General features: G+C 59.3%; 19 protein-coding genes and 4 pseudogenes. 7 read left to right on the forward strand and 16 right to left on the reverse strand.

Annotation, left to right across the window (positions count from 1 at the left end):
- Window positions 1-842: 842 nt before the first annotated feature.
- Both nifA and EN859_RS28960 read left to right on the forward strand, forming a co-directional pair.
- Window positions 843-1,886, forward strand: a pseudogene (gene nifA, locus EN859_RS28955) (nif-specific transcriptional activator NifA); the annotation flags it as partial.
- A 586-nt stretch (window positions 1,887-2,472) separates the two neighbouring features.
- A complete protein-coding gene (locus EN859_RS28960) occupies window positions 2,473-3,039 on the forward strand; it encodes a sugar O-acetyltransferase (RefSeq protein WP_095484269.1) in 567 nt (188 codons plus the stop codon).
- A 309-nt stretch (window positions 3,040-3,348) separates the two neighbouring features.
- Here EN859_RS28960 and EN859_RS28965 read toward each other — a convergent pair whose 3' ends face one another.
- From EN859_RS28965 to EN859_RS29035, 15 genes and pseudogenes are all read right to left on the reverse strand, one after another.
- Window positions 3,349-4,242, reverse strand: coding sequence for an SIR2 family protein (locus tag EN859_RS28965; RefSeq protein WP_029356592.1), 894 nt, complete (start codon window positions 4,240-4,242; stop codon window positions 3,349-3,351).
- A 34-nt stretch (window positions 4,243-4,276) separates the two neighbouring features.
- Window positions 4,277-4,489, reverse strand: a complete 213-nt coding sequence (gene nifT / locus EN859_RS28970) for a putative nitrogen fixation protein NifT (protein ID WP_024505230.1) — start codon at window positions 4,487-4,489, stop codon at window positions 4,277-4,279.
- Entirely contained in the window at window positions 4,486-4,806 is a 321-nt protein-coding gene (locus EN859_RS28975; RefSeq protein WP_029356589.1) for a nitrogen fixation protein NifZ, read from the reverse strand. The genes nifT and EN859_RS28975 overlap by 4 nt, the downstream gene beginning before the upstream one ends.
- Window positions 4,807-4,889: 83 nt before the next feature.
- Window positions 4,890-5,084, reverse strand: a complete 195-nt coding sequence (locus EN859_RS28980; protein WP_029356587.1) for a 4Fe-4S binding protein — start codon at window positions 5,082-5,084, stop codon at window positions 4,890-4,892.
- A gap of 29 nt (window positions 5,085-5,113) precedes the next feature.
- A complete protein-coding gene (gene nifB, locus EN859_RS28985) occupies window positions 5,114-6,595 on the reverse strand; it encodes a nitrogenase cofactor biosynthesis protein NifB (protein ID WP_126038020.1) in 1,482 nt (493 codons plus the stop codon).
- Between the two features lie 273 nt (window positions 6,596-6,868).
- Window positions 6,869-7,226: pseudogene (locus EN859_RS28990) on the reverse strand (helix-turn-helix domain-containing protein); the annotation flags it as partial.
- 448 nt (window positions 7,227-7,674) lie between these two features.
- The gene (locus tag EN859_RS28995) at window positions 7,675-8,391 is read right to left on the reverse strand and encodes an alpha/beta fold hydrolase (RefSeq protein ID WP_126038023.1); all 717 of its coding nucleotides are present in this window, start codon (window positions 8,389-8,391) and stop codon (window positions 7,675-7,677) included.
- Window positions 8,392-8,657: 266 nt separating this feature from the next.
- Window positions 8,658-8,957 carry a ferredoxin family protein gene (locus EN859_RS29000; protein WP_024505235.1) on the reverse strand — a complete coding sequence of 100 codons (300 nt, stop codon included), beginning with the start codon at window positions 8,955-8,957 and terminating at the stop codon, window positions 8,658-8,660.
- A gap of 12 nt (window positions 8,958-8,969) precedes the next feature.
- Window positions 8,970-10,274, reverse strand: a complete 1,305-nt coding sequence (locus EN859_RS29005; RefSeq protein WP_024505236.1) for an FAD-binding protein — start codon at window positions 10,272-10,274, stop codon at window positions 8,970-8,972.
- Window positions 10,275-10,284: 10 nt separating this feature from the next.
- Window positions 10,285-11,394 (reverse strand): electron transfer flavoprotein subunit alpha/FixB family protein, encoded by a 1,110-nt coding sequence (locus EN859_RS29010; RefSeq protein WP_029356578.1) that lies wholly within the window; start codon window positions 11,392-11,394, stop codon window positions 10,285-10,287.
- Between the two features lie 16 nt (window positions 11,395-11,410).
- Window positions 11,411-12,262 carry an electron transfer flavoprotein subunit beta/FixA family protein gene (locus EN859_RS29015; RefSeq protein ID WP_029356576.1) on the reverse strand — a complete coding sequence of 284 codons (852 nt, stop codon included), beginning with the start codon at window positions 12,260-12,262 and terminating at the stop codon, window positions 11,411-11,413.
- A gap of 187 nt (window positions 12,263-12,449) precedes the next feature.
- Entirely contained in the window at window positions 12,450-12,827 is a 378-nt protein-coding gene (gene nifW, locus EN859_RS29020; protein WP_029356574.1) for a nitrogenase stabilizing/protective protein NifW, read from the reverse strand.
- 180 nt (window positions 12,828-13,007) lie between these two features.
- Window positions 13,008-14,219, reverse strand: coding sequence for a cysteine desulfurase NifS (nifS, locus tag EN859_RS29025; protein WP_029356572.1), 1,212 nt, complete (start codon window positions 14,217-14,219; stop codon window positions 13,008-13,010).
- A gap of 13 nt (window positions 14,220-14,232) precedes the next feature.
- The gene (locus tag EN859_RS29030) at window positions 14,233-14,550 is read right to left on the reverse strand and encodes a hypothetical protein (protein WP_126038026.1); all 318 of its coding nucleotides are present in this window, start codon (window positions 14,548-14,550) and stop codon (window positions 14,233-14,235) included.
- A gap of 17 nt (window positions 14,551-14,567) precedes the next feature.
- Window positions 14,568-14,888, reverse strand: coding sequence for an iron-sulfur cluster assembly accessory protein (locus EN859_RS29035; RefSeq protein WP_029356570.1), 321 nt, complete (start codon window positions 14,886-14,888; stop codon window positions 14,568-14,570).
- Window positions 14,889-15,474: 586 nt separating this feature from the next.
- Here EN859_RS29035 and EN859_RS29040 point away from each other — a divergent pair.
- A pseudogene (locus tag EN859_RS29040) lies at window positions 15,475-16,506 on the forward strand (hemin-degrading factor); the annotation flags it as partial.
- 264 nt (window positions 16,507-16,770) lie between these two features.
- Here the strand turns inward: EN859_RS29040 and EN859_RS29045 are convergent.
- The gene (locus EN859_RS29045) at window positions 16,771-18,003 is read right to left on the reverse strand and encodes an MFS transporter (protein WP_029356567.1); all 1,233 of its coding nucleotides are present in this window, start codon (window positions 18,001-18,003) and stop codon (window positions 16,771-16,773) included.
- A 1,484-nt stretch (window positions 18,004-19,487) separates the two neighbouring features.
- Between EN859_RS29045 and EN859_RS29050 the strand changes: the two genes are divergently transcribed.
- The 4 genes and pseudogenes from EN859_RS29050 (at window position 19,488) to EN859_RS29060 (ending at window position 23,294) form a co-directional block, all read left to right on the forward strand.
- On the forward strand, window positions 19,488-20,666 hold the full coding sequence (locus tag EN859_RS29050) for a cytochrome P450 (protein ID WP_029356565.1): 1,179 nt from the start codon (window positions 19,488-19,490) through the stop codon (window positions 20,664-20,666).
- Window positions 20,667-20,695: 29 nt separating this feature from the next.
- Window positions 20,696-20,818 (forward strand): annotated as a pseudogene (locus EN859_RS39680) (ferredoxin); the annotation flags it as partial.
- A 138-nt stretch (window positions 20,819-20,956) separates the two neighbouring features.
- Window positions 20,957-21,544, forward strand: coding sequence for a nuclear transport factor 2 family protein (locus tag EN859_RS29055; protein ID WP_050580531.1), 588 nt, complete (start codon window positions 20,957-20,959; stop codon window positions 21,542-21,544).
- 148 nt (window positions 21,545-21,692) lie between these two features.
- Complete coding sequence (locus tag EN859_RS29060; RefSeq protein WP_029356561.1) at window positions 21,693-23,294, forward strand: SDR family oxidoreductase; 1,602 nt, start codon at window positions 21,693-21,695, stop codon at window positions 23,292-23,294.
- The last annotated feature ends 15 nt before the right edge of the window (window positions 23,295-23,309 follow it).

The raw sequence follows: 23,309 nt of genomic DNA on the forward strand, positions 1-23,309 counted from the left end.
CAAGGTGCGCGTCGCCATGAGCAACGCCTTCGCCATGGGCGGCACGAACGCAGTTCTGGCATTCAGGCAGGTGTAGAAGCCATGCAAGACGCCTCATTTGAGGTCACCTGTCGTATCTAGCTGCTTGAGGGGCGGGGCATTGTGATACAGGGGGAGCTGTGTGGCCCCTCTTTCTCGGCCTCGACGATGTGGAAGGAGCCTGTGCCGCGAAACGGGCCGACGCCCCCCAGGCCCAGAACTTGGGCGAAACCAACTCCCACCAAAGGACAGCCGGTTTAGTAGCCGAACAATGAAGCCTCGCTCGACGAGCCGCCGCCTCTACTGTCAGCGGCATCACGCGGTTGAAGCGAACAGCGCAGCGGCTACTGTTCCGCACAACTCGGATGGCAATTGGGACAAGTCCGCACATGTCGTCACGTACGCTGAACGCCGCAGGTACAGCCAAATTGGGGGCGGGGCGTTTCTGCCGTTTTGATAGAATTCTATCAAACTGACAATTTTCCTTGCACAAATGCAAGGAGAGCTCGATTGACCCCTCCCTCTCTTGCGTCAACGATGGGTTTGCAGGCTGCGGTGCGGCAGAAGCCGGACAGAACGGCGACCGGTCGAGTAAAGGCCTGCGCAAACGGCATATTGCGAGCGCCCGCGCGGAGGAGAAGACGCTCGTCCTGGTGAAAGGCAACGATGCTCAGGCGCCATTGCCATTTGCCGAGGGCGTCCGCGCGCCGGAAATTTCGAAGCAACAAAGGTGAGATCGAGAATGATGATGACGAAATACAACACAGCTCACCGTCCAGTGCAGTTCTACCGGCGGGTGGCGGAGTGGGATGGGCTGCCAAATGGAACGTAAAAAGATCAGCAAGGAGATGCTTGGCGATAGTCAGGCGCTGCGCAAGCTGCGTGAGCACCTTGTCAAGGTGGCCAAGGCGAAGACTACGGTCCTGTTGCGAGGTGAATCCGGAACCGGCAAGGAGCTGGTTGCCAAAGCCATTCACGAGCTCTCGCCTCGCGCCAAGCAGCCCTTCATCAAGGTCAATTGCGCGGCGCTCACCGAGACGCTTCTGGAATCTGACTTGTTCGGTCATGAGAAGGGTGCCTTCACCGACGCGAGCAGTTTGCGCAAGGGGCGCTTTGAGGCTGCCGACAAAGGCACATTGTTTCTGGACGAGATTGGCGAAATATCAGGTTCGTTCCAGGCTAAGCTGCTGCGTGTCCTGCAGGAGCAGGAGTTTGAGCGCGTCGGCAGCAACCACACCATTAAAGTTGATGTTCGCGTGATTGCCGCAACGAACAGGGACTTGGAAACGGCAGTTCAACGCAAGGAGTTCCGGCAAGACCTCTATTATCGCATCAACGTCGTCACTTTACGCGTGCCGGCATTGCGCGAAAGGCGAGGTGATATTCCGCTCTTGGCCGCTCAGTTTCTCAAGAATTTCAATACTGAGAATGATCACACGCTGACCTTCGCTCCCGAAGCGATTGAGGTGCTAATGAACTGCGAATTTCCAGGTAACATCCGAGAGCTCGAAAACTGCGTTCAACGGACGGCAGTTCTGGCGACGGGTCCATCAATCCTCAGAACTGACTTTGCCTGTTACGCGGATCAGTGCTTGGCCGCGGCGCTGTGGAAGAACGGACCGCCGACGTCAGAGAAGTCGACTACGATCGAGCCTTCCGCCGCCTGTGCCGCCCCGCCCGTCGGCGACGGGCAAGCGCCGATAGGCCCTGCCACGACTCGTGGTAGGGTGCCCGATGCCGATACGGTCATTGCTGCCATGGAAAAGTGTGGCTGGGTGCAGGCAAAGGCGGCGCGCCTGCTCGGTTTGACCCCGCGCCAGATCGGCTACGTGCTGAGAAAACGCGGTATCGAGATCAAGCGTCTCTGAAACAACCCGCCGAGCAAGAGCTGGAGCAGGTCAAGCATTGGTGCTCTGGCGCCGAGCCCATCGGCCAGGCTTACGAAGTGGGTGTGAACAGCGCTGCCAAGATTCCGGCCGTGTGCTTTCTACCACCAGTCGTACTGGGGCTCTGCGACTGACAAACTAAAAAGGAGTAATCCTATGGCTAGTAACTTCGCTCTACACCGCAAGGGCAAATCAATTCGACGTGCCTGAAATCCAGAAATAATCGATGTATCATTGGTGACACGCCAGCATGCGTAGAGGCGACGCACAGATGTCCGCTGGCGGGACCTGGTCGATACATAAGCTGATCGCTTACCGCTCGATATCGCGCCAATCTGAGATGGGCATGAAAGTGAGTTCGACCGCTGGACAGTTGCCGACTTCGTCAGGTATTGGCCCCTGCGACCGGTTGATCTGCGATATTTCCAACTTCGCAGAAGTTGGTCGAGACGAAACTGTCGCCCCGGCTCGTGACCGCGCGCCCGGCAAGACCGAGTTACAAAGTTGCCGAGGCCAGTTTGATGTGCGTTCCTGCATCACTGCACGGGACACGACCTGACGGGAGACTATGATGCGTAGCCAAAAAGAAAAGATGCTCGCAGGCGAGTTTTACAATGCGGCGGATCCGGAGATCCAAGCTGACCTGTTGGCCACCGGGGCTTGGCTCAAGCGGTACAATGATACGCTGGGGCAGACCACGGGGCATTGGCATGAGCTTTTGTCCGAGCGGCTGGGAGAGGTTGGGCGCGGAACGGTCATCCGTCCGCCCTTTTTTTGCGACTACGGATTCAATATCCGCATTGGCGCCAATGCCTACATCAACTTCAACTGCGTTATTCTTGACGTGGTAGAGGTCAAAATCGGGCAAGGAACGGCAATTGGGCCTGCCGTGCAGATTTATACCGCCGATCATCCACATGATGCCGAGCAGCGGCAGGCCGGCCTGCAGGTCGGGCGTCCTGTTCGCATTGGCAGCCGTGTCTGGATCGGCGGTGGAGCAATCATTCTGCCTGGCGTCACGATTGGCGATAATGCGGTCGTAGGCGCTGGCAGCGTGGTCACACGAGATGTTCCCGCCGGGGCAAAGGTAGTGGGAATTCCTGCTCGCGTCGCCAACCCACATAAACAGGCATAATCAACCTCCTTGACCCTGGAGGTGCATGCGAACTGTCGAAACTGTGCCAAATTTCTGCCGAAGCCATTGAGCGCTGCATATCTTGTCGCGGTTCGGCTCGGGCGCTTCAGTTCTTTTGCCACGGGTGTCACAAAATCATGTGCGTAATGCCGCCGCAACGTGCTCACGTCCCGCAGCAGCGGGCCCTTTGACATGGCCCAACGAATTCAGAGCCTTCGTTGTGCTGCCAGTAGCATTACTGCTCACGAATGTATTCCCAACTGAGTTTTCGCCCTTGGAGGCAAGCGACTCACCAGCAATCGCCGGCCATTAATCCTGGCTAGCATCGACCCCGACGAGGCGAGCCGCGGCGTTGCGGATCGGCATGTCGATGACCGTGATCGCGCCTTCGGCAAGGAAACGACGTTCGTTTCTGGTCAGCGTAGCCGAATCGATCACCGCAAAGTGTGGGCCAGTGGAGCGCTTCATCATCTGTCTGGCATATGTGCGCAGCATCTGATCGTTGAAGCGGCAGCCCACGAAGAAAAAACCCCGGTTGACGCGCCGTTGCTTCACCACGTCCGGGATCGGCGTCTGGATATCAATTTCGGTTAGGACTTCGACGTAATCGGAATCAGCCACGAGGAAGTTTGCGGCCGGCCTGACGCTGCCGTGCGGCGCATAGAGCACCGTCCTAGCCACTTGTTCGGCGTCGAGTTCTGTTCCTGACAAATCGTAAGTTCTCGTCCAGATGTTACCGATTCCGGTCGCGCGCGTCGTTCCTTGTATCTCGACAACGTCTGTTTGGCCGGCCTCTGCAAGGGCTGCTCGCATGGCGCCATCGTACCAGCTATCGATGATGACAGACAGTTGAAGGGTTGCGAGCCAGGCGTGAAGAACGGTCGGCTCGGCGGGGGCTGCGAATATCTCCGCCATCCACGCTTGAAGAGTCCGACGATGTCGGCGCTGCTCGATAAACTGCGCGACCGACCACATATTGGTGCGAATCCTGGAAGGGGCAGGCGCCCGCTTGTTGAGCGCCGCGGCGACATCTTCAGGGGTGCAAGGTACAGGTGATTCCGGCGCGTTAAGCTGCAGAAGACCAGGACCGAGATAGGGGATCACTCGATCGGCCTTGAGAGCGCCCTTCAGCAGGTCAATCAGCTTTTTGGCAAAACTGCCCCGGACGACGACGAGATGGTCCCAGCTCAGCATCGTGTTCATACGCGTTTCCTCTCCGCCACTGAACCCACCGGCATCAGGCCCCGTCGGAAATCTTCATCGCCTCGACGGTGATCGGCAAACGCGTATCGCGCGGAAGGTCGGGCAGCATGAGCCGCCAACCGTTCCTGAGCGTCACGGTCCCGCCCCATAAGTCTGCGTTCTCAATCTCGGTGATCGGCTCTTCGAGATCCTTCTTGGGGACATAAGCCGACAAGCCAGTAGCGGTCCTGCGAATCATTACTTTCATCCGGCTGTTCCTCCGTTGGAAATGCCTTCAGCTCCGCAGGGAACCTCGACTTTGTCGAGGCTAATGAGTTCGCGCGCTCGCATGCCGACGACCGTGCCACGATCGATCCATTCGACCGCATAGATGAAGAATTGCTGGAGAAAGGTTCCAATGTCGCGCACGTAGCCTTCGTCGCCCTTCCGCACGAGGTTTTCGCCGATCTCCTTGCCGGGATAGGTTCCGTCGTTTTTTATGTGGCGTGTCGCACGGACCCGCTCACCCTGCATGAACCGTGGCGGTCTGCCGATTTCGACCTCCTGTTCGCGTCTGGACCACATGCTGTCCATTCCTTTCTCGAGGCTTTTGGTGTGGTCGCGGTTTGCAGGCGTCCTCGTGCGGCGAACCCGACCTTCGGTAGGAATCAAGCGGGAACGCAGGTTTTCGGTACCGGACAGACCGACACGCATTGCTGCGTATCGAAGGCCTCCTTGCATTCGGTGCACTTGTTTGGATCGATCACATAGGCGTCGCCCTTGAAATTGATCGCTTCCGAGGGACATTCGAACTCGCAGGCCCCGCATTGGGTACATTGGGATGCGATGATCTTGAAAGCCATTCTAACTCCTGGTTATCGGACGAGACGGCTCAGGCCGTCGCCGCTAGTGGTCTGATCCCAAACTCGGCCGCGTAAAGTGCGCTGACTGCGGTCTCGATATAGTCATGGGCATAGGCGTCGGTTGCGCGCAGTCCAGCTCGCGAGAGTTGTTCCTTCGGGCGATTTCCGATCTTGGCGCATAGCACTATGTGTATGCCTTCCAGCGCAGCGATGACGCCCTCGAGGATGGCGTCTTCGCCCCCGCCTCCGAGGCAATACCGCTCGACCTTCCGATGCCCGACCAAGCTGATCCCTCTAGGCGAGACTTCATAAACTTGGAATTCCTTCGCGTGGCCGAAGTGTTCGTTGACGCGTCCACCTCCCTTAGTGGCCACCGCAACCAGAAGCGACTTTTCGGAGTCTGTTGCCTTGACCATACCGATGGCTTCGCTCCTCGCCGCCTCATGATCACGGCGCTCGTGTGCGACCACCTGCCGATAGGCCTGACGCTTGCCAGCCTCGTAGGTGACACCGTCGGGAATCCCGTCCAGCGTGAATTCCTGGCCACGATCTTCACCGAGCAGGCCGACAGCATCTGCCCGGCACTGCCGGCAGTGGCGCATCAACTTGGCGCCACCTTCAAGTCGATCCTGAAGAGCCATCATCTCCATTGCCGTTGGGCCGCGCTGCCCGATGAGTCCGTAGTGGGTGCCGTGCGCCGGGTCCGAAATCAGAGGCATCACGTTGTGCAGGAACGCGCCCCGCTCCTTCACCATTTTGTTCACCTCAAACAGGTGCTGGTCGTTCACTCCAGGAATCATCACCGAGTTGATTTTGGTGAGGATGCCGCGCGCGCTCAGCATCTCCAGGCCCAGCATCTGCCGCGCGTGCAAGATTCGAGCCGCTTCGATGCCGAAGTAGCGGCGATTTTCATAAAAGATCCAAGGATAGATCTTTGCGCCGACTTCCGGGTCGACCATGTTGATGGTGATCGTCACGTGATCAACATTCATTTCGGCAAGCTCGGCGACATGGTCCGGCAGCACGAGCCCGTTGGTGGAGACACACAGCTTTATGTCGGGAATTTCCCTGATGACGCGGTCGAACGTTGCCTTCGTTTTCTCCCAATCGTAACAGGCATCCCCCGGCCCAGCGATGCCAAGAACCGAAAGCTGCGGAACTTCGTTGGCAACCGCGATGACCTTGCGTAGCGCTTGGTCGGGCGTCAGCTTCTCAGACACAACGCCAGGCCGGCTCTCGTTGGCGCAATCGTATTTGCGATTGCAGTAGTTGCACTGGACATTGCAAGCCGGCGCGACCGCCACATGCATACGCGCGAAATAGTGATGCGCTTCCTCCGAAAAGCAGGGGTGATCCTTGATCTTGTCCCAAATAGCCGGATCCACATCGCCCGGGCTGGTCGGCGACGAGCCGTAGGAGGACGGTGCGCAGCCACCGGATTTCGCGGCTGCCAGAAAACCCTCGGATGTCGTGCTGGTCGGCCCCTCAATCGAAACTGTCGGTGAGGACATCAAACGGCTCCGTTGCTGGTAACGTCGCGGTTCAAGATGCAAGAGCCATACCAACTTAAAAAAGCGGCTTCAGTTCACTATTTGGGTCGATGTCGGATTGTGTGAGGCCGGCGCGACACAATTTTGTCCTGCTTGCGACAGTGCAAGTCCAAATCCGTTCAGAAGCACAAAGCACTCCTTGTCGCGCAGAGGGCGCGCAAGACCACTGGCCTGACGATTGGCTCATCAGGCTCTTAGAATTTCCTTCACCTCGATACTATGCCGGCGTATCGCCTAGCCGACTTGTCGCGGCGTGAGGCGGAGAATTCGAGCCGCATTAGCCTGAACCCAGCCGGCCTTCTCCATTGTGTCGATCAGCCGGTCACGCTCCGTCCGTCGCGGTCCCAGCGCCGGTCCGGCCGTATCGTTAGAATCGCAACCGGCTATCTCGTGTTCAGGGGCGCCGATGCGCCTAACCGGCTTCGTGCTGGGCCGTGAGAGCTCGTCGATGCCATTGCCACGTTCCGAAAGATTGGTTCCTTCCAGAGGAGAACGCGCAAGTGTGGCTGTTCTTTACACGCTAGTTCTCCAGCTCGCGGACGTTGCCGCGGAAATAGCATTGCGAGATCAGCTCAACTGCCGACGGCGTAAAGCCATGGTTCTCCATATTTCAAAAGTAAGCGCTGTGTCCTTCCAGGAGTGCCCGCGATCTGTGGGCCTGCCGATTCTGAGGTGGATCGGAGATCGGCTTGTGTCTGAACTTGAACTTTACGATTGACCCTGAGCGGCAGCCTCGCGTTTCAAGGTGATCAACGGCGCTGTTAGTCGGCAGGCATTGGTCGATGGACGACAAGGGACGGAGTCATCGCCGAGACCCTGGGGCCGAACGTGGTGATCTCGGAGGTTGCCCGGCGCTACGGGCTGCGGCCGCGGCGGAACGCTCGCAAGCTTGCGACGTCGGCAGGACAGGCCACTCCCGCCTTTGTTCCGGTGGTGGTTTCGGTGGCGCCACCGGAACGACCCGTTGGGCCTACATCCGTGCACCAGAACTCAAGGCCGCGGCCTGAGAATCGGCCGCCGCTCACCCTTTACTTGGTTCCTCAGCCGACAGCGCTAAGAAGGAGAGCAACTTCCGTCGGTGCGAGGATCATTGCGTCGTGGCCAGTGGCGAGTTCCTGCCACGCCCAGCCATCCTGCTTCGCGACCCATTCTCGCGCTCCCGCCATCGGCGGGTGGAGTGGATTAGTGCAGACGACATAGGTTCGGGGCCTGCCGTTGCCGAGCGGGTGCTCGAGCTTAAGTCCGCTTTCGTAGGTGCCTGCCGGATGCGGTGTTATCCGGCGCCGCACCCAGTCCGTGAGCGAGTGTCCCTCGGGAATGCCGAATGCTGTTGGCGGCGGAGTCGGCATGAAGATACCCCGTCCTTCCTCCGCAACCAATTTTCGACGGGCGGCGACGATGTCGGGGGGCATGGTGCTGAATACACTTTGACCGCTCTCGACGATGGCGCCGTCGAGATAAACGAGATGGCTGATATGGTCGGGTATCCGGTCGGCGGCGCCGGTGATGCTGATGCCGCCTAGACTGTGACCGACAAGGATCACATCGCTCAGCTCTTCCGTCACAATGTGGTTGACGATGTCGGTCACGAATGTGTCGGGCGTGATGTCCTTGCACAGCAAATGTGCGCGTTCGCCGACACCTGTCTGGGTCGGCGTGGTCACGTGGTATCCCATCTTGCGAAGATTGGCGGCCACGTCCCGCCAACACCATCCGCCATGCCAGGCACCATGCACTAGCACATACGTCTTTGTCATGGGTTGTGCCGTTCCACTTGCTCACCGGCCGTTGTGGCTGCCATCCGGCACGATGGCCGGACGTTGTCCCAAAGGGGCTCGACCACGTGACCGGTGGTAAGTCCGGCGCACAGGGCACCGCCGTGGCCTGAGGACACCGCTAACGAGTCGAGGAAATTTGAATTGCGAAAGGCCAATATTCACTAGCTCTTTGCAAGTGGATGGAGAGGCTCATGGTGTGCCGCAGTTGCTCGCTGCCGGCATGCTCTTGGCACGGTCCCGGCTGATCATCCGAACTTGAACAGGACACCAAAGCCGCCGCGCGGATAGTTCCACTCGATGTCGCCGCCTTTCTCGCACAATATCCGGCAGGTGCCGCATTCCATGCAGCCGTCGGCGGTGATCTCGACTTGACCCTTGTCATTCAACTCATAGCATTTCGCTGGACAGACGTAGGTCAACGCAAGCAAGTTCGCGCTTGGCTTGTCGTGCGGTCGCACTATAATATGGGGGCGGCCGGAATCGACCAGATAGCGGTTCTGGTAAAGCTTGTCCTCGACACGAACCTTCGTCACTGCGATCGTCATCTTGTACCCTCTTCAGCGCCATGCCAATGCCAGGCGGACCGCGTCGCTGACCAACCCCCAGCGCGAGCGCGCGTTGATGAAGGCGGCCGTGGTGTTCTTTTCCTTCTCGATCTTCGGCGTGCCGTCGACACGCATGAAGTTCTGAGCGGCATGCGACATCAACCGCGGATAGCTGTCAAAAAAGTTGCTGGAATTGGTGTGGAGTAAGGCTGGCATGTCCTTGTATTTCTTAAGATCCTTGATCACAAAGGAGTCATCCAGCATCGTCTTGTAGAGCGCAAGGTTCGCTTTGGTCATAGGACCGTTGCGGCTTTTGACTTTGATGATCGCCTCAGCCGCGACACGACCCGAGGTCATGGCAAGGTTCGAACCCTCACGGTGAATGGCATTGTTCAGTTGCGCTGCGTCGCCGACGATGACCCAACCGTCGCCGAAGAGCTGCGGAATGGCCCTGTAACCACCTTCGGGGATAAGATGGGCGGCATATTCTTTCACCTCCGAGCCAGCGATCAGCGGCCGGATCGAAGGATGGTTTTTCATCGCATCTAGGAGGGCGGACGGGCTCTCCATCGTCGCGGCGAAATCCGAGACCAGGCAGCCGATGCCGAGTGAAATCGACTCCTTGTTGGTGTAAAGGAAGCCGAGCCCGGCCATGCTGCGAGAGATCGTGCCCACGGCCTCGATTACGCAGCCTTCATCGCCCTTGACACCGAACCGCTGGCCAATGACCTCTTCGGGCAAGAAATGCATTTCCTTGACGGCAAGCGCCACGGTCTCCGGCTTCGGCATCTCGCGCAGGCCTGCGCGAGTGCCAAGCAATCCCGACACCCCTTCTGCGAGAACGACCACATTCGCGAAGACCACTCCGCCAGCCCGGTCTGTGCGGACGCCGATCACCTTGCCATTGCCATCACGGACGAGTTCCGTCGCGGTCGTCTCACACAGGACCGTCGCGCCAGCCTCGCGCACCTTGCGGGAAAACCATTTGTCGAACTGGGCGCGGATGATCGTGTAGCGGTTGGGTTTCGCCTCATTGAAGTCGTCCGACCGGTAATGAATTCCGGTGTGAGACGTGTCGTCCATCACCCAAAGTCGCTGTTCGACCAGGTGCCGCTCGAGGGGCGCATCATCCCGGAAGTCCGGGATGATCTTCTCCAGCATGTTCGCGTACATTATGGCACCCTGGACGTTCTTAGAGCCCGGATATTCCCCGCGCTCCAACTGCAGTACCTTCAGCCCCTGGCTTGCCAAAGTGTAAGCAGCTGCGTTTCCGGACATGCCGGCTCCGACCACAATGGCATCGAATTGTTCAATCATGTCCTCTCCCTCAACTCGCAAGCTTGTCTCGACTGTGCGGCGACAGCCGCCGGGTGAAGGCTTCCGTCAGTGCGGGCAGGAAGCGGATTGCATCCGTGACGATCCCGAGGTGGGCGAACTCGAAAATCGGCGCGTTCGGATCGGTGTTGATCGCGACGATGAGATCGGCCCCCTCGACCCCAACTCGGTGCTGGATGGCGCCGGAAATTCCGGCCGCGATGTAAAGCTTCGGTCGAATGGTCTTGCCAGTTTGGCCAATCTGCCGATCAGCCGGCATCCAGCCCTTCTGGACCAAGGGGCGCGAACAGCCATGCTCGGCGCCGATCGCTCGGGCAAGTTTCTTCACAAGCTGAAGGTTCTCCGCCGCGCCGAGACCGAGGCCTCCCGCAACCACGACATCCGCATAGGCAAGATTTGCCATTGCCGACTGGTTATCCGGCAGGAAGCCGAGGACTTTGGTGACGATATCGTCCTCAACGAGCGACAGCTTGTGCCGCATGACACGCCCGACCGGCTTATCCACCCGCTGCGGCATAGGCATGACCCTTGGTCGCACCGTCGCCATTTGCGGCCGGTAGTTTAGTGTATAGATCGTACACAACAACGAGCCACCAAAAGTCGGACGGGTCGCGGCGAGTGAACCGTCGGAATCTACATCAAGTTCTGTGCAGTCGGCCGTGAGCCCCGTCTGCAGGGTCGTCGCTACCGAGCCCGCAAGATCCCTGCCCAGTGTGGTCGCGCCGAGAAGGAGGATTTCGGGTTTATGGGTATTGACCAGATCCGTGAGCGCCTTGGCGAACGGCTCGTTCCGGTAGTCGGCGAGCGGCGGCGCATCGACGATGTAGACAAGATCCGCCCCGTAAGCGAAGGCCTCGGCAACAGCGTCCTCGACCATCTCGCCCGGCGGTCCCAGCACGACGCCCGCGAGCTGGACTTCAAGCTTGTCGGCTAATTTGCGGCCTTCACCCAGCAGTTCGAATGATACAGGATGCACATTGCCGCGTTCGAGCTCGAGGAAGACCCACACGTGCCGGTAGTCTTTGAAACGGTCGGGAAGTTCTTTCTTTACACCGGAACGGCCGGGGGCGAGGCGAGGGGTAGCTTGGCTTGCGGTCGACATTTTCTGCTCCTGGCCGTCACGTGCCGCTGTTGAAGGCCAACTCATGTTCCAGCGCCGGCCGGCGGGTTAAGATATTGGCGATGAGTTCATCGGCGATGTCCTGCAAGCACTTTTCCGCGGTGTCGATCTGCGCCGCGCTTTCTGCCCGTGCGGTGGGGGCGAAAACACGCTTGACGACTGTCGGCGAGCCACGCAGACCGCACCGGGTGAGATCATCAATGCCGGCGTCGGCTGCAGTCCACTTCACGACTTGGCTGCGCGCCGCGCAAAGAGCCTGCTGGAGCGAGCCCCGGCGGATTTCGTTGGTGTCTTCCAGCATGGTAATGAGGCAAGGGAGTCTGCTCTTCAGCAACTGGGTGCCGCCTTCGGCGCGACGCGCGACTTCGATCTCGCGCGTTTTGAGATCGATGGAGGCAATCTTCGCGACATAGGTAAGTTGCGATAGATCCAGGCGCTTGGCTATGCCGGGTCCGACCTGGGCGGTATCGCCGTCAATCGTCTGCTTGCCGGTGAAGACGATGTCCGGCCTGCCGAAAGTCTCCCCAATTTTTGCGATTGCTTGCGAAAGAGCAAAGGAGGTCGCCAGCGTATCGGATCCGGCAAAATAGCGGTCCGTCAAGAGAACTGCTCGGTCAGCACCGTAACCGAGCGCCTTTCGCAGCGAGTCCTCCGCCATGGGCGGACCCATTGTGAGCACAGTAACCTCGCCACCATGAACGTCGCGCAGTTTGAGCGCTTCTTCGAGGGCGAACAGGTCGTAGGGATTGATGATGGTCGGCACACCCTGACGCATGATCGTGTTCGTCACCGGGTGGACGCGGATCTGTGCCGAATCCGGCACCTGCTTGATGCAGATTACGATGTGCATTGGCGATTTCTCTAAGCTCCCAGTCCGGATGCGTGCTTGGCGGTTCACCTCATGCCTGCATCGTTCATGCCAAGTCTTCTTCCTGCCTCTATTCCAGAAGGTGGCTTCGTTTGCTTCCGAGGAGGCGTCATGAGGACTGGATTTGTCGACTTCTCGACATTGTCGCGCCGCAGCCGTGTCGGGCTCATTACTTTCCGAACCGCTTCAGTGCAGAGTCGAGAGGGACGAAGGCGCGGCCAGGTGCGGCACATATGTTTGGATCGTGGTCCCTTAGCACCTTGAACACACGTTGCGTGAGCGGCGAGGAAGTCGCGAAATCTTCGTAGGCGCGTTCCAGCTTGGCGCGTACCCGCGCGGCGATTACCTGGTCAGGCAGACCGGAGAAATCTTCTTCGGCAAGGTATTGGCCCACGCGCTTCATGATATGGAGCCGCGAGACATTCATCACTTTCGGGTCGTAGGAGACGCCAAGGCAGGCGAAGAAGTCCTCCGCAGCCGACAGCCCCTTCAGTCGCGCCAGGATATCGGTGGGATCGATCGGGCGGCTGTCAGCGGAGCAGTTCATTGTATTCTCCCGGCACGAAATTGTGGTGTCGATGCGTTGGTGACATTGCTGACGGCGTGCCGACCTCTGGCACGGCGGCTGGGCAAGAGACTTGGCGATCTCAAGCTTTTCTGAAGTGGTGAAGGCGACCCCGGGTTTGACCGCTCTCCATTGCGCAGGGTCGTCACGTTGAGGAAGACCTCACGGCTCGTCGGCTATTGTGCCGCTCGGACCCGGGCCGGAATGAAGCTGTTCTGCACCTCGCCCGCACAGTCCAGCACTGGGAACGGCCCGTAGCTTCTCGGTGATCGCAGGCAGGACCTCAAGCACGCGGTCTACGTCATCTTCGCCGTTGTCACGCGACAAGGAGAAGCGGACTGCCCCACATGCCGCGTTCATAGCGATCAGAACATGGCTCGGTTCCAGTGAGCCAGAGGCACAGGCGGACCCGGCGGAACAGGCGATTCCCAGCCGGCTCAAGACAATTGGGATTGCATCGCCTTCGATACCTTCGAATCCAATGTTTGCAGTGTTTGGCAATCGCTCTTGCGGATCGCCGTTGATGGATGTGTTTGGGATGCGCTGGATGATCCCGTTCTCAAGGCGGTCGCGCAACCATTTTATTCGTTTTGTCTCGTCCATGAATTTCAAGGCGAGTTCGGCCGCCATGCCCAGTCCGACTATGCCGGGTGTGTTTTCAGTGCCTGCACGCCGGTCGCGCTCTTGGTGCCCACCCTTGATCATGGAGGAGAAGCGCACGCCACGTCTTACATAAAGCGCGCCTATCCCCTTTGGACCATGCAGCTTGTGGGCGGAGAGCGACAGCATGTCGATCGCGGTCGATTTCAGCTCAATCGGAAGCCTTCCGACCGCCTGCACTGCATCAGTGTGGAAAAGCGCGCCGACTTCCCTGGCTAGATCGGCAAGCTTAACCACGGGAAAGATCGTACCGGTCTCATTGTTCGCCCACATTATCGAGACGATTGCCACTTGTGGGGTGAGGGCGGTTCTGTAGGCGTCCAGGTCGAGCCGGCCGTGGTGATCGACTGGGATAATGTGCACCTTGACGCCGCGCGTCTTTTCAAGGTGCGCGCACAACTTCAGAACGGCCGGATGTTCAACCGCGGAAGTCACTATTTCCGTTCGGTCGGGCATCACCTCCAGCGCCGAAAGGATGGCTGTACTGTCGCTTTCAGTCCCGCCCGAGGTGAAGATGATCTCGTCCTCGAATCCCGCGCCGATGAGGGCTTGCAACTGTTGCCTCGCCTTTCTCACGGCTTCAGCAACCGATGCGCCATAGGCGTGCATGGACGAATGATTGCCAAATTGCTCCGTAAAGAAAGGCAACATCGCTCCAACGACTGCAGGATCAACCCGCGTCGTTGCGTTGTTGTCGAGATAGACAGGGCTCATTGGGAGTGATCCTTCAACTGCTGAAATGATTCAAGGGTAGGCGGGCCATTGAACCTCTGGCGCATATCGTATCTGGTAAGGTGGGCGGCCGGGCGAGCGATGGCTTGGCTGACCGGTCGCTGTCGACATTGCCCTTTGGTGGCGGCATCCGCCGGGAATTCAGCTGTTTCGGGCAATTTTGTTTGCTTGCCCACGGCAACGATCGATGATCGCGATTTCGCGCATCACCGAACGCAATTGTTCCGGGCCGACAGTGCGTGTCGGCCGGTTCCAGAGCGCCGGCGGTTACCGGTTCGACGCAGTATTCCTTGGCGTCGCTATAGTCGAACATAGCCTGTTCCCTCGCAATCATTTGCAGGACTTGCCGCAGCCGCACGTCTCACGCGCATTGGGGTTATCGAAAACAAAGCCGGATGTTTCGAGCCCAGTGACGAAGTCCACGGTCATGCCGGCGGCATGGGGTTGGGAGCCTCTATCCATGAACACCTTGAGCCCATCTCGCTCGATGATCGCATCGCCCTCACGTGAGACGCTCTCCAGGCCCATTGAGTATTGGAAGCCGGCGCAGCCGCCGGCATGGACCATGATGCGAAATCCTTCCGCCGGCTCGCTGGCGCGGTAAAGAGCGGCCTTGATGGCGGCAACAGCGTTGTCGGTGAGCGTAATCATGGCTCGATTTCTCCTCGGTCCGACGTTTTCGCGGATCATCTCGCATGGACCGTGCCAAAGGGAAGACGTGTCAAAAACCGTAGGACATCCCGACGTCTCTTATGCTCGATTGCTGGGGAGACGTCCGACAACCGACACTTACTGTCGGGTTTGTCGCGTCCGCGTCACAGGAAGGGCGCCTGAGTTCGCGATGCACTCACGCGTAAAGCAATGAACAGAGCCAAAGATGTTCAGAGCTTGCCGCGGAGCAACTGGCACGATTTTTGTGAAGCCTTCGTTGCGGCGGCAAAATTGCCGGCCGATTCACCTTTGGGTTGCCCTCGCAATCGAAGAACGAAGGAAAGCAATATGATCCATCAGACCCGCCTTGAGTGGGAAAGCAGCACCGCCGGTGGTACCCGAATGCTCGATCGGCCGATTGGCGCCGACCACCCAACAATCGCTCTCTACCGGCGATTGGCCGCTGACCGCCCGGAGACAGGATTCGACTGGCATGTGCCTGACGATCGATCGCGTCCGCCGTGCACACCCCTGAGGCCCGTTTTTCGATCGATCGTCAAAAGAAGAACGGGGCGGGGGTAAAAACATGGATCAGCGCAAGAAGCGGTCGCCCAACGAAATCCGGCGTGCGTGGGAAGTCTGTCCGAACATTCCCGCGCGTGATTTCGCCGCCCAATTGGCCATTTCGGAAGCGGAACTGGTCGCGGCCCATTGCGGTTTCGGCGCGGCACGCATCGACCCGCGCGTCAATCACCTTCTGACGGGCCTCGAATTCGTGGGCGAAGTGACGGCGCTGACCCGCAATCAAGGTGCCGTGCACGAAAAGATTGGCGTCTTCAACAGAGTGATAACCGGCAACAATCACGCCATGGTCCTTGGTGACGAATTCGACCTTCGCGTCTTCCCGCAGGCTTGGAGGTATGGTTTCGCTGTTGAAAGGCGCCATCGCGGCGGAATCCAGCGCAGTTTGCAATTCTTCGACGCCACCGGCGCAGCAGTGCATAAGGTGCATCTCAGGCCGGTCTCCAACCTTCATGCCTATCGAAAGCTGGTGGCCGAGCTCGTATCCGCCAACCAGGAGCCGACCATGTCGCTTAAGGCGAGAGTAGCCGACCTGGGCGCGAGGACTGCGGACTGGGCCGGCACGGTGGACGACCTACGCGAGCACTGGAGCCGGCTGACTGACGTCAACCTTCTAAAGACGCTCAAGCTCAGCCGCTGCCAGGCTTTGCGCATGGTCGGCCAGGATTACGCTTGGCTGCTCGACAATGCCGCAGTTGGCGCCGTGCTCCAGCGTGCGGCCGAAGACGAATTGCCGATCATGTGCTTCGTCGGCAACCGAGGTTCTATCCAGACCCATTCCGGCTTAATCAAGTCGGTCAAGCAGATCGGGCCGTGCATCTATGTGCTGGACGAAACGTTCCGGCTGCATCTCAGGACCCACCAAATCCGTGAGGTTTGGGCCGTGCGCAAGCCGACCAATGACAGTCACGTCACCTCGCTCGAAGCATATGGGTCCGACGGCAAGATTATCATCCAGTTGTTCGGTGCGCGCAAGGAAGGCGAACGCGAGCGCGACGACTGGCGGGTTCTGGCGGAAAACCTGCCTCGTTTCCCCGACAGCTACATGAGAAAAGACCGATCGTCGTCGGTGGGACGCCGGCGCCCATCTGCCTCCGCAGCCAGTAGCCGGGCATTGAAGCCGAGATCGGGGACACGATGACGCAATAAGCGCGCTGTATTATCGCAACGCGATGAGCAGGAAGCAATTTGGCGCTGCCCCATCGACCGCATGGTTACGACGAAGCCGCGGCCTTTGGGCCGAGCTCAGAGGTGACAATAGCGTGAACGCCGCCGACCGTCGTCACTCCCCACCAGGCGGTCAGGTTTTGCGGTTCGGGCCGAGCAAAAATACTGTCAAGACAGCGAGGAACGTAGCAACCGCGCTGTAGACAAAGACACTGGCAATACCCGTGTGATCCACCAATAGGCCACCGAAAGCTGTGCCGGCTGCGATGGGCACTTGGAAGGCTATGACCATCAGTACACCAGCGCTCTCGGCCTGTTCCGGAGCGACGCGCAGCACCATCCAGGTCTGCAATCCGACCGGGACTGCGCCAAAAGCAAAGCCCCATACGGTAACTGCAATTGCCGAGATCAAGGCCGATGCTCCCATCGTCAGGAGCGAGACAGCGGCTACGGCAATGAGCAGGGGCGGCAGGGCCGCGACCGCCTTGAGACTGTGTTTGGTGAGGAATGCGCCGGCTAAATTGCCGAAGACGCCGGCCGTGCCAAAAGCAAGGAACACGAGCGGGATCGACTTCTTGTCGAGCGCAGGAACGCTCTCAAGAAAGGCGCGGATGTAGGCGAAGCTGGCAAAATGGCCGGAAGCGACCAATAGCACGACTAGCACCGCAACCTTCATCGCCGGATTCTTCGCGACATCCAGCGGACTGCGGAATCTGCGCACTTCGATCGGAGGCAGTGGCGGAATGGTTACGAGTTGCACGAGCAGCGCAACGGCACTCACGATTGCGGCGACCTTGAACGAGGCTCGCCATCCCCAAATGTCACCGACATAAGCGCCGATTGGAGCCGCGCAGACGGAGGCGACAGAAACGCCGGTGAGGATGATCGACATGGCGCGCGGCATGAGGTGACTTGGAACCAGCCGCATCGCCAACGCTGCCGAAATTGACCAAAAACCACCAAGCGATATGCCAAGGACGACGCGTGCCGCCAGCAAAACCGGCAGCGACCCCGCAACCTCCGCCAGAACGTTCGACAGGATCAGCAGCAGCGTCATCGCCCAGATGACGACCCTGCGGTCCAGACGCTTTGTCACGATGGCGATTATCGGTGCCGAGATCGCCGCGACGATTGCGGTCGCTGTTAGCGCCTGTCCAGCCGTGCCCGTGGTGATACGGAGATCATGCGCGAGCGGTGTCAGAACGCTGGCGGGCAGAAACTCTGCCGTCACAAGCCCGAAGGTGCCGAAGGAAAGCGAAATGATGGCACCCCATGCAGGGCCAGAACGTTGATAGGGACTTTCTGGGTCAAGCCGATCTCGGTCGAACAAAGCCGCGTCCACTAAATCTGTCGCCGATTCGGTCATGAATGAGTTCTCCGGCTAGGAGCTGTTGCAGCAGGGGTGGCTACATCGCCGGGGATCAAAGCCGCGAGACCTTCCGGCGGCGGCCAGTCGGCATCAGTCGAGGCCTCGGCGCCCGACGCATCCGAGGCCTCATCGGAGGGCCGACGGACCCAACCGTCGACAATGCGGGAGAGTTCTCGGCGCGGTCGCATCGATCGCATTCGTCGAAGTGCGGCCTGTTCACTGCGAACCAAGCAAGCCGAACGCGGTGTCCTCGATCGAGGCCTTGATTGGGGGATGATCGACGATCTCTATATTGCTTTGAAGCAGGAAGTTCCGTCGCCATATGTGGTTATCCTGGCAGCCAGAATTGAGCGGTTGTCGCAAGCACCAAGGCGGTCGCAATGAGTGCAACGAGGCGGAAGTCTGATCGATGGCTGCGGTTCGATGGCCGCGCGATCGACAAAATTGAGGTGATGAGTTATCCCTTTTGAAGCCGTTGCTCCCAATTTTGGGATAAGGTGATTGCAGGCGGTCCCAGCAACGTCGGGCGGCCTTTTTGGTGATCGAATTCATGGGACGACACTCTCGGTCCGTGACGCATCTGCGAATGACTGCGCAAGTTCCGTGCCATCAACGACAAATCTGGCTCTGCTGAGCGGGTGGTGGAGGCACGAGCGTGGGCTATCCCAAGAGCTTGCCGCAAGGTTGTTCGAAGTTGAGGTGCCGGATAGACCGCAAATATGTCGGGCGGCCTGGGGTTGGCCAACACGAAGATGCGCAAGTTCAAAAGGACGAGCTGAACCCTTGCCGATATCCGTCCGAGGCTGATCTGGAGAAGGTCAAGAACTGCGTCTTGAAGGCTTCCGCCGCACCGGCAAATGCGAAGCCAAGGTGCTGGGCAAGATGGACAGGGCCATCCAACCCGTCGACTGGACGCTCATGGCGTCGGTGTGGCTCTGTAGCTGGCGAGAAAAACGCCCTGCTGAAAGACAAAAGCTCGTGTGGCCGGCTCTGAAGGACGGCCAATGAGGCAGGCGAGGAGAGGCTATAGTCCATTCGTGTAGACTGATCTTGTCCCACGGAGGCGGCTAACCACCCCGCCAGACATCATCGAGGGGAGCGCCACTAGGCTCACCCCAAGTGTTGGTCATTTCCACCTGGGTGACCTCGGCCAAGTCACCAAGCCGCTTAGCGCAAGCTTTCGAACTGGATGCTCCCCGGGCACATGATCGGCTAGCGATCCCACCAGTTGAGTTGCTCCAAGTCGGTGTCTAGCTTTCTACATTCTGTGTCCGACGCTGGACAAGAATGTTGCAATCCCGACCAGCAAGTCAGCGCAGGCGCCACCTGCTGCCCAGCAAACAGCAAGGATTATCGAAAGACGAATTCGGCACGGAGCTTGCACCAACGATTGCATGCAAATGCCGACAGCATCTCATGAACGGTCTCTCGATTCTGGCGCGGTTAAATCGCGGCCGGTTCCAGATCATGTCCCGCCCGAAATGGTGAGGGACTTCAACCTGTTTACGTCGCCCGGCATGTTGCCGACCGCTAACGGGGATCCGCATGCAGCGGTTGCTTGCATTCATGCCGGGCCTCCGATCTTTTATTCAACCAGCAACACGCGCGACGGTCGGGGTACCTGGGTCATCACTCGCGCGAGCGACCAGCGCCGGGTGCTGCAGGACACCGAAACGTTTTCCAGCCATCGCAGCATCTTCGCCTCTGTGCTCGGCGAGAGCTGGCCGATGATCCCGCTTGAGCTCGATCCGCCATTCCACGGTGTTTTTCGCTCACTGCTCAATCCGCTGCTTTCGCCAAAGCGGGTAATGGCATTGGAGCCGGCTGTCCGGGAACGAGCGATCAAGCTGATCGACAGGATCGCCGCATCAGGCACGAGCTGCGACATCATGAAGGATTTTGCAGTTCCGTTCGCGGTCAATATCTTCCTTCGCTTTATTGGGCTTTCGGACGACGGACTAGAAACATTTGTCGGCTGGGCTAGAGATCTGCTCCACGGCGATAAGGAGCAACGACCACCCGCAGCCCGGACGATCGTGGCCTTCATCGACGAACTTGCCACCGAGCGCCGCAAGGAGCCGGTCGATGATTTCATGACCTTCATCGTGAAGGCAAAGGTCGAGGGCCGTCTGCTCAGTGACGAAGAAGTCCGTGGCATCGGCGTGCTTGTGTTTGTCGCGGGGCTCGACACGGTCTCAGCAGCCATATGCTTCGACTTGGCCCATCTCGCGCGCAACCCCAAAGATCAGGAATTGCTACGAAGCGAACCGGACCGGACTGCCGTCGCTGCGGAAGAATTGCTGCGCGCCTATTCGACCATTCAGATGATCCGAGTGGCAACGAAGGATGTCGACTTCAAAGGCGCGCCGATCCGCAAGGGAGACTATGTTTCCTGTGCCACGATGATTGCCAATCGTGACCCGGCGGAATTCGAATGCCCGAATGAGATCGATCTGGCGCGCGAGGACAACCGGCACGCTGCCTTTGGCTATGGTCCCCATCGTTGTCTTGGCTCACACCTTGCCCGGCGGGAGATTGTCATTGGCCTGGAGGAGTGGCTGGCGCGCATCCCAGCCTTTCGGATCAAGACAGGGACTGAACCTATCACCTTCGGCGGCCATGTGTTCGGGATCGAGAATCTGATCCTGGACTGGTCCTGAAGTTTCAGCCAACGACATTGGAGTTCGCTATGCGTGTCGTCGTACATAAAGCCAGATGCCAGGGTCATGCGCGCTGCTGGGCGCGGGCGCCGAGAGTCTTCAAGCTTGATGACGCCGGCTACATCTTGCCCGGTGATATTGATGTTGCCGATGGGGAGCAACTGCTTGCCTCAAAAGGGGTACGAGCCTGCCCCGAACAAGCTCTGGAAGTTGACGAGCCCCCCGCTAACTCAGTTGTAGAGAGAGACACACGCAAAGTGCAGACTGGCATCGGGAAGGATAAAACAATCATACAATTCGCGACAGACCCTGTCGACCACGCGAAAATTACCGAACTGCGTGACCGAGAGGCGATCCGCAACTGCCTGTATCGGTACTGCCGCGGGATAGACCGCGCCGATGAGGCGGCGCTGCGTAGCGCATACTGGCCCGAAGCGTATGACAGGCACGGTCCCTATTGCGGACCGGCAGAGGACTTCATCCAATTTGCTCTCGGTCTGCCGGGGCACCGTAATATCCATCAAATCACGAACAGCCTGATCGACTTCATCAGTTCAGCAGAGGCCGCGGTCGAGAGCTATTTCACCGCGCTGCAACGCGGACCGGATACAGACCAAGAAATACGTCAGACGCTGCTTTGCGGCCGTTACTGCGATCTGTTTCAGAAGAGGCAGGACGAGTGGCGAATTGCGGAACGGACAGTCGTCTACGATTGGGTTGAGGAGCAAATCCCGCCAGCGATTCTTGAGGCAGATAGGTTCGGCCGGCGACAGCCGATTGGAGCACCACATCCAGACGATCCCATCTACCAGTTGCTCAAGGGTCACATCCCCACCGACCAAGATGGCGTCGAGGGTCCCCAACTGGGAGCTGCATAAGTGGGTAGAAATGGAGGATGAGCGCCCTACGGGAACGACATCTGTGTGGGGCCGCAACTGGCGGTCACTGCAACGATTTGGCTCGGCCCTTCATTCCGCCCAAGGTTGATGGGCTGAGATCACAAGCGGTCATCGTGGAGAAGCTCTCGTGAAACTGGCAGCACGCACCGTAATCATCACAGGCGCTGCGGGCGGGATCGGCCGTGCCCTGGTCGATATCCTTGCCGCGGACGGAGACACTGTAGTTGCGGTGGACCTTCCGGGCAGTGGTGTGGTTGAACTGGCTCGGGATCTCGGGTCGCCGCACGTCGGTCTGGAGTGCGATGTGTCGCGAGAGAAGGACATGCTCTCACTTTTCGGCCAGGTCGAAGCACGGTTCGCGCAAATCGATGTCCTCATCAACAATGCGGCGGTTGGACCCACGATGGATAGGATCATCGACACCGCTGTCGATACCTTCCGACGCGGCGTGACAGTGAACCTTATTGGGCCATTCGTTATGGCCCGGGAAGCGGCGCGGCGCATGAAGCCGGGCGGTGCGATCGTCAATGTGGCTTCGATGGCGGGCGTGGTCGGCAATCCCAGGCGCAACGCCTACGCAGCCTCGAAAGCTGGCGTGATCTCGTTGACAAAGTCCCTTGCATGCGAGTGGGCTATGCGAGGAATCCGCGTCACGGCGGTGGCGCCGGGCTCCGTCCGCACCCCAATGGTCACAGAACTGGCACGCGCTGGCAAAATGGACCTCGCGGCGATACGCCGCCGCGTGCCGATGGGGCGCTTGGCTCGCCCCGACGAGATCGCCAGGGTCGTGCGTTTTCTGAGCAGCACGCAGGCGCGCTACATCACCGGCTCGGTGCTGGCAGTCGACGGAGGCTGGATGTCATTCAACCAGCCGGGGGATGCTCACCCGCCGGTGGATGGTGCGCTCCAAGCCGAGCTCTCCTGTCCGGCCGAATGCACAGATGCGCGAATCGTGCTCGTCACCGGTGGCGCAAAAAGCATTGGCGCGGCCGTCGCTCGCCGCTTTGCCGCGAACGGCGACACCGTCGTGATTGCTGATAAAGATGGCACTGCAGCGGCAGAGCTGGCTACATCGCTCCCCGGCAAGCATCTGGCGAAATCGCTGGACGTGGCCGTCGAGAGCGATGTGGTGTCGATGTTCGAAGAACTGAGGGGACGCTTCGGGTATATCGATGTTCTGGTCAATAGTGCTGATACCGCCGACAGGATTGTGCCTGCGATCGAGCAACTGTCGAAACAGCTCGAACACGTCCTGGATGTCAACCTTACCGGCGCCTTCACCTGCGCGCGCGAAGCGATCAAGGCTATGCGCCCGGGCGGCGTGATCCTCAATCTCGGGTCGATCGACAGCTTTCTGCCGTTCGCGCCGCGCCATGCCTACGGCGCCTCCAAGGCGGGGATGGATATGCTGACCCGTTGCATGGCGGCCGAACTCGGGCCGGTCGGAATTCGGACAGCCACCGTCGCTCCTGGCCACATCCGCACGCCCGCACTTGCTCAGTTGGCCAAAGCCGGCCGCATCGACCTGGCAGCAATCGGACGACGCATCCCCATGGGCAGGATGGGACGGCCAGAAGACGTCGCAGATGCATCGTTCTTCCTTGCTTCGTCTGACGCCTCATACATCAACGGCTCGATCCTCTACGTGGACGGCGGCTGGACCTCGTTCGGTGATGCGGGAAACGCCAGCGAACTCTATGACGAATGTTTTGCGGAGGCCGCAGGTTAATTGCCAGGCCTTCGC

The organism is Mesorhizobium sp. M00.F.Ca.ET.216.01.1.1 (genome assembly GCF_004010325.2).
Lineage (GTDB): Bacteria > Pseudomonadota > Alphaproteobacteria > Rhizobiales > Rhizobiaceae > Mesorhizobium.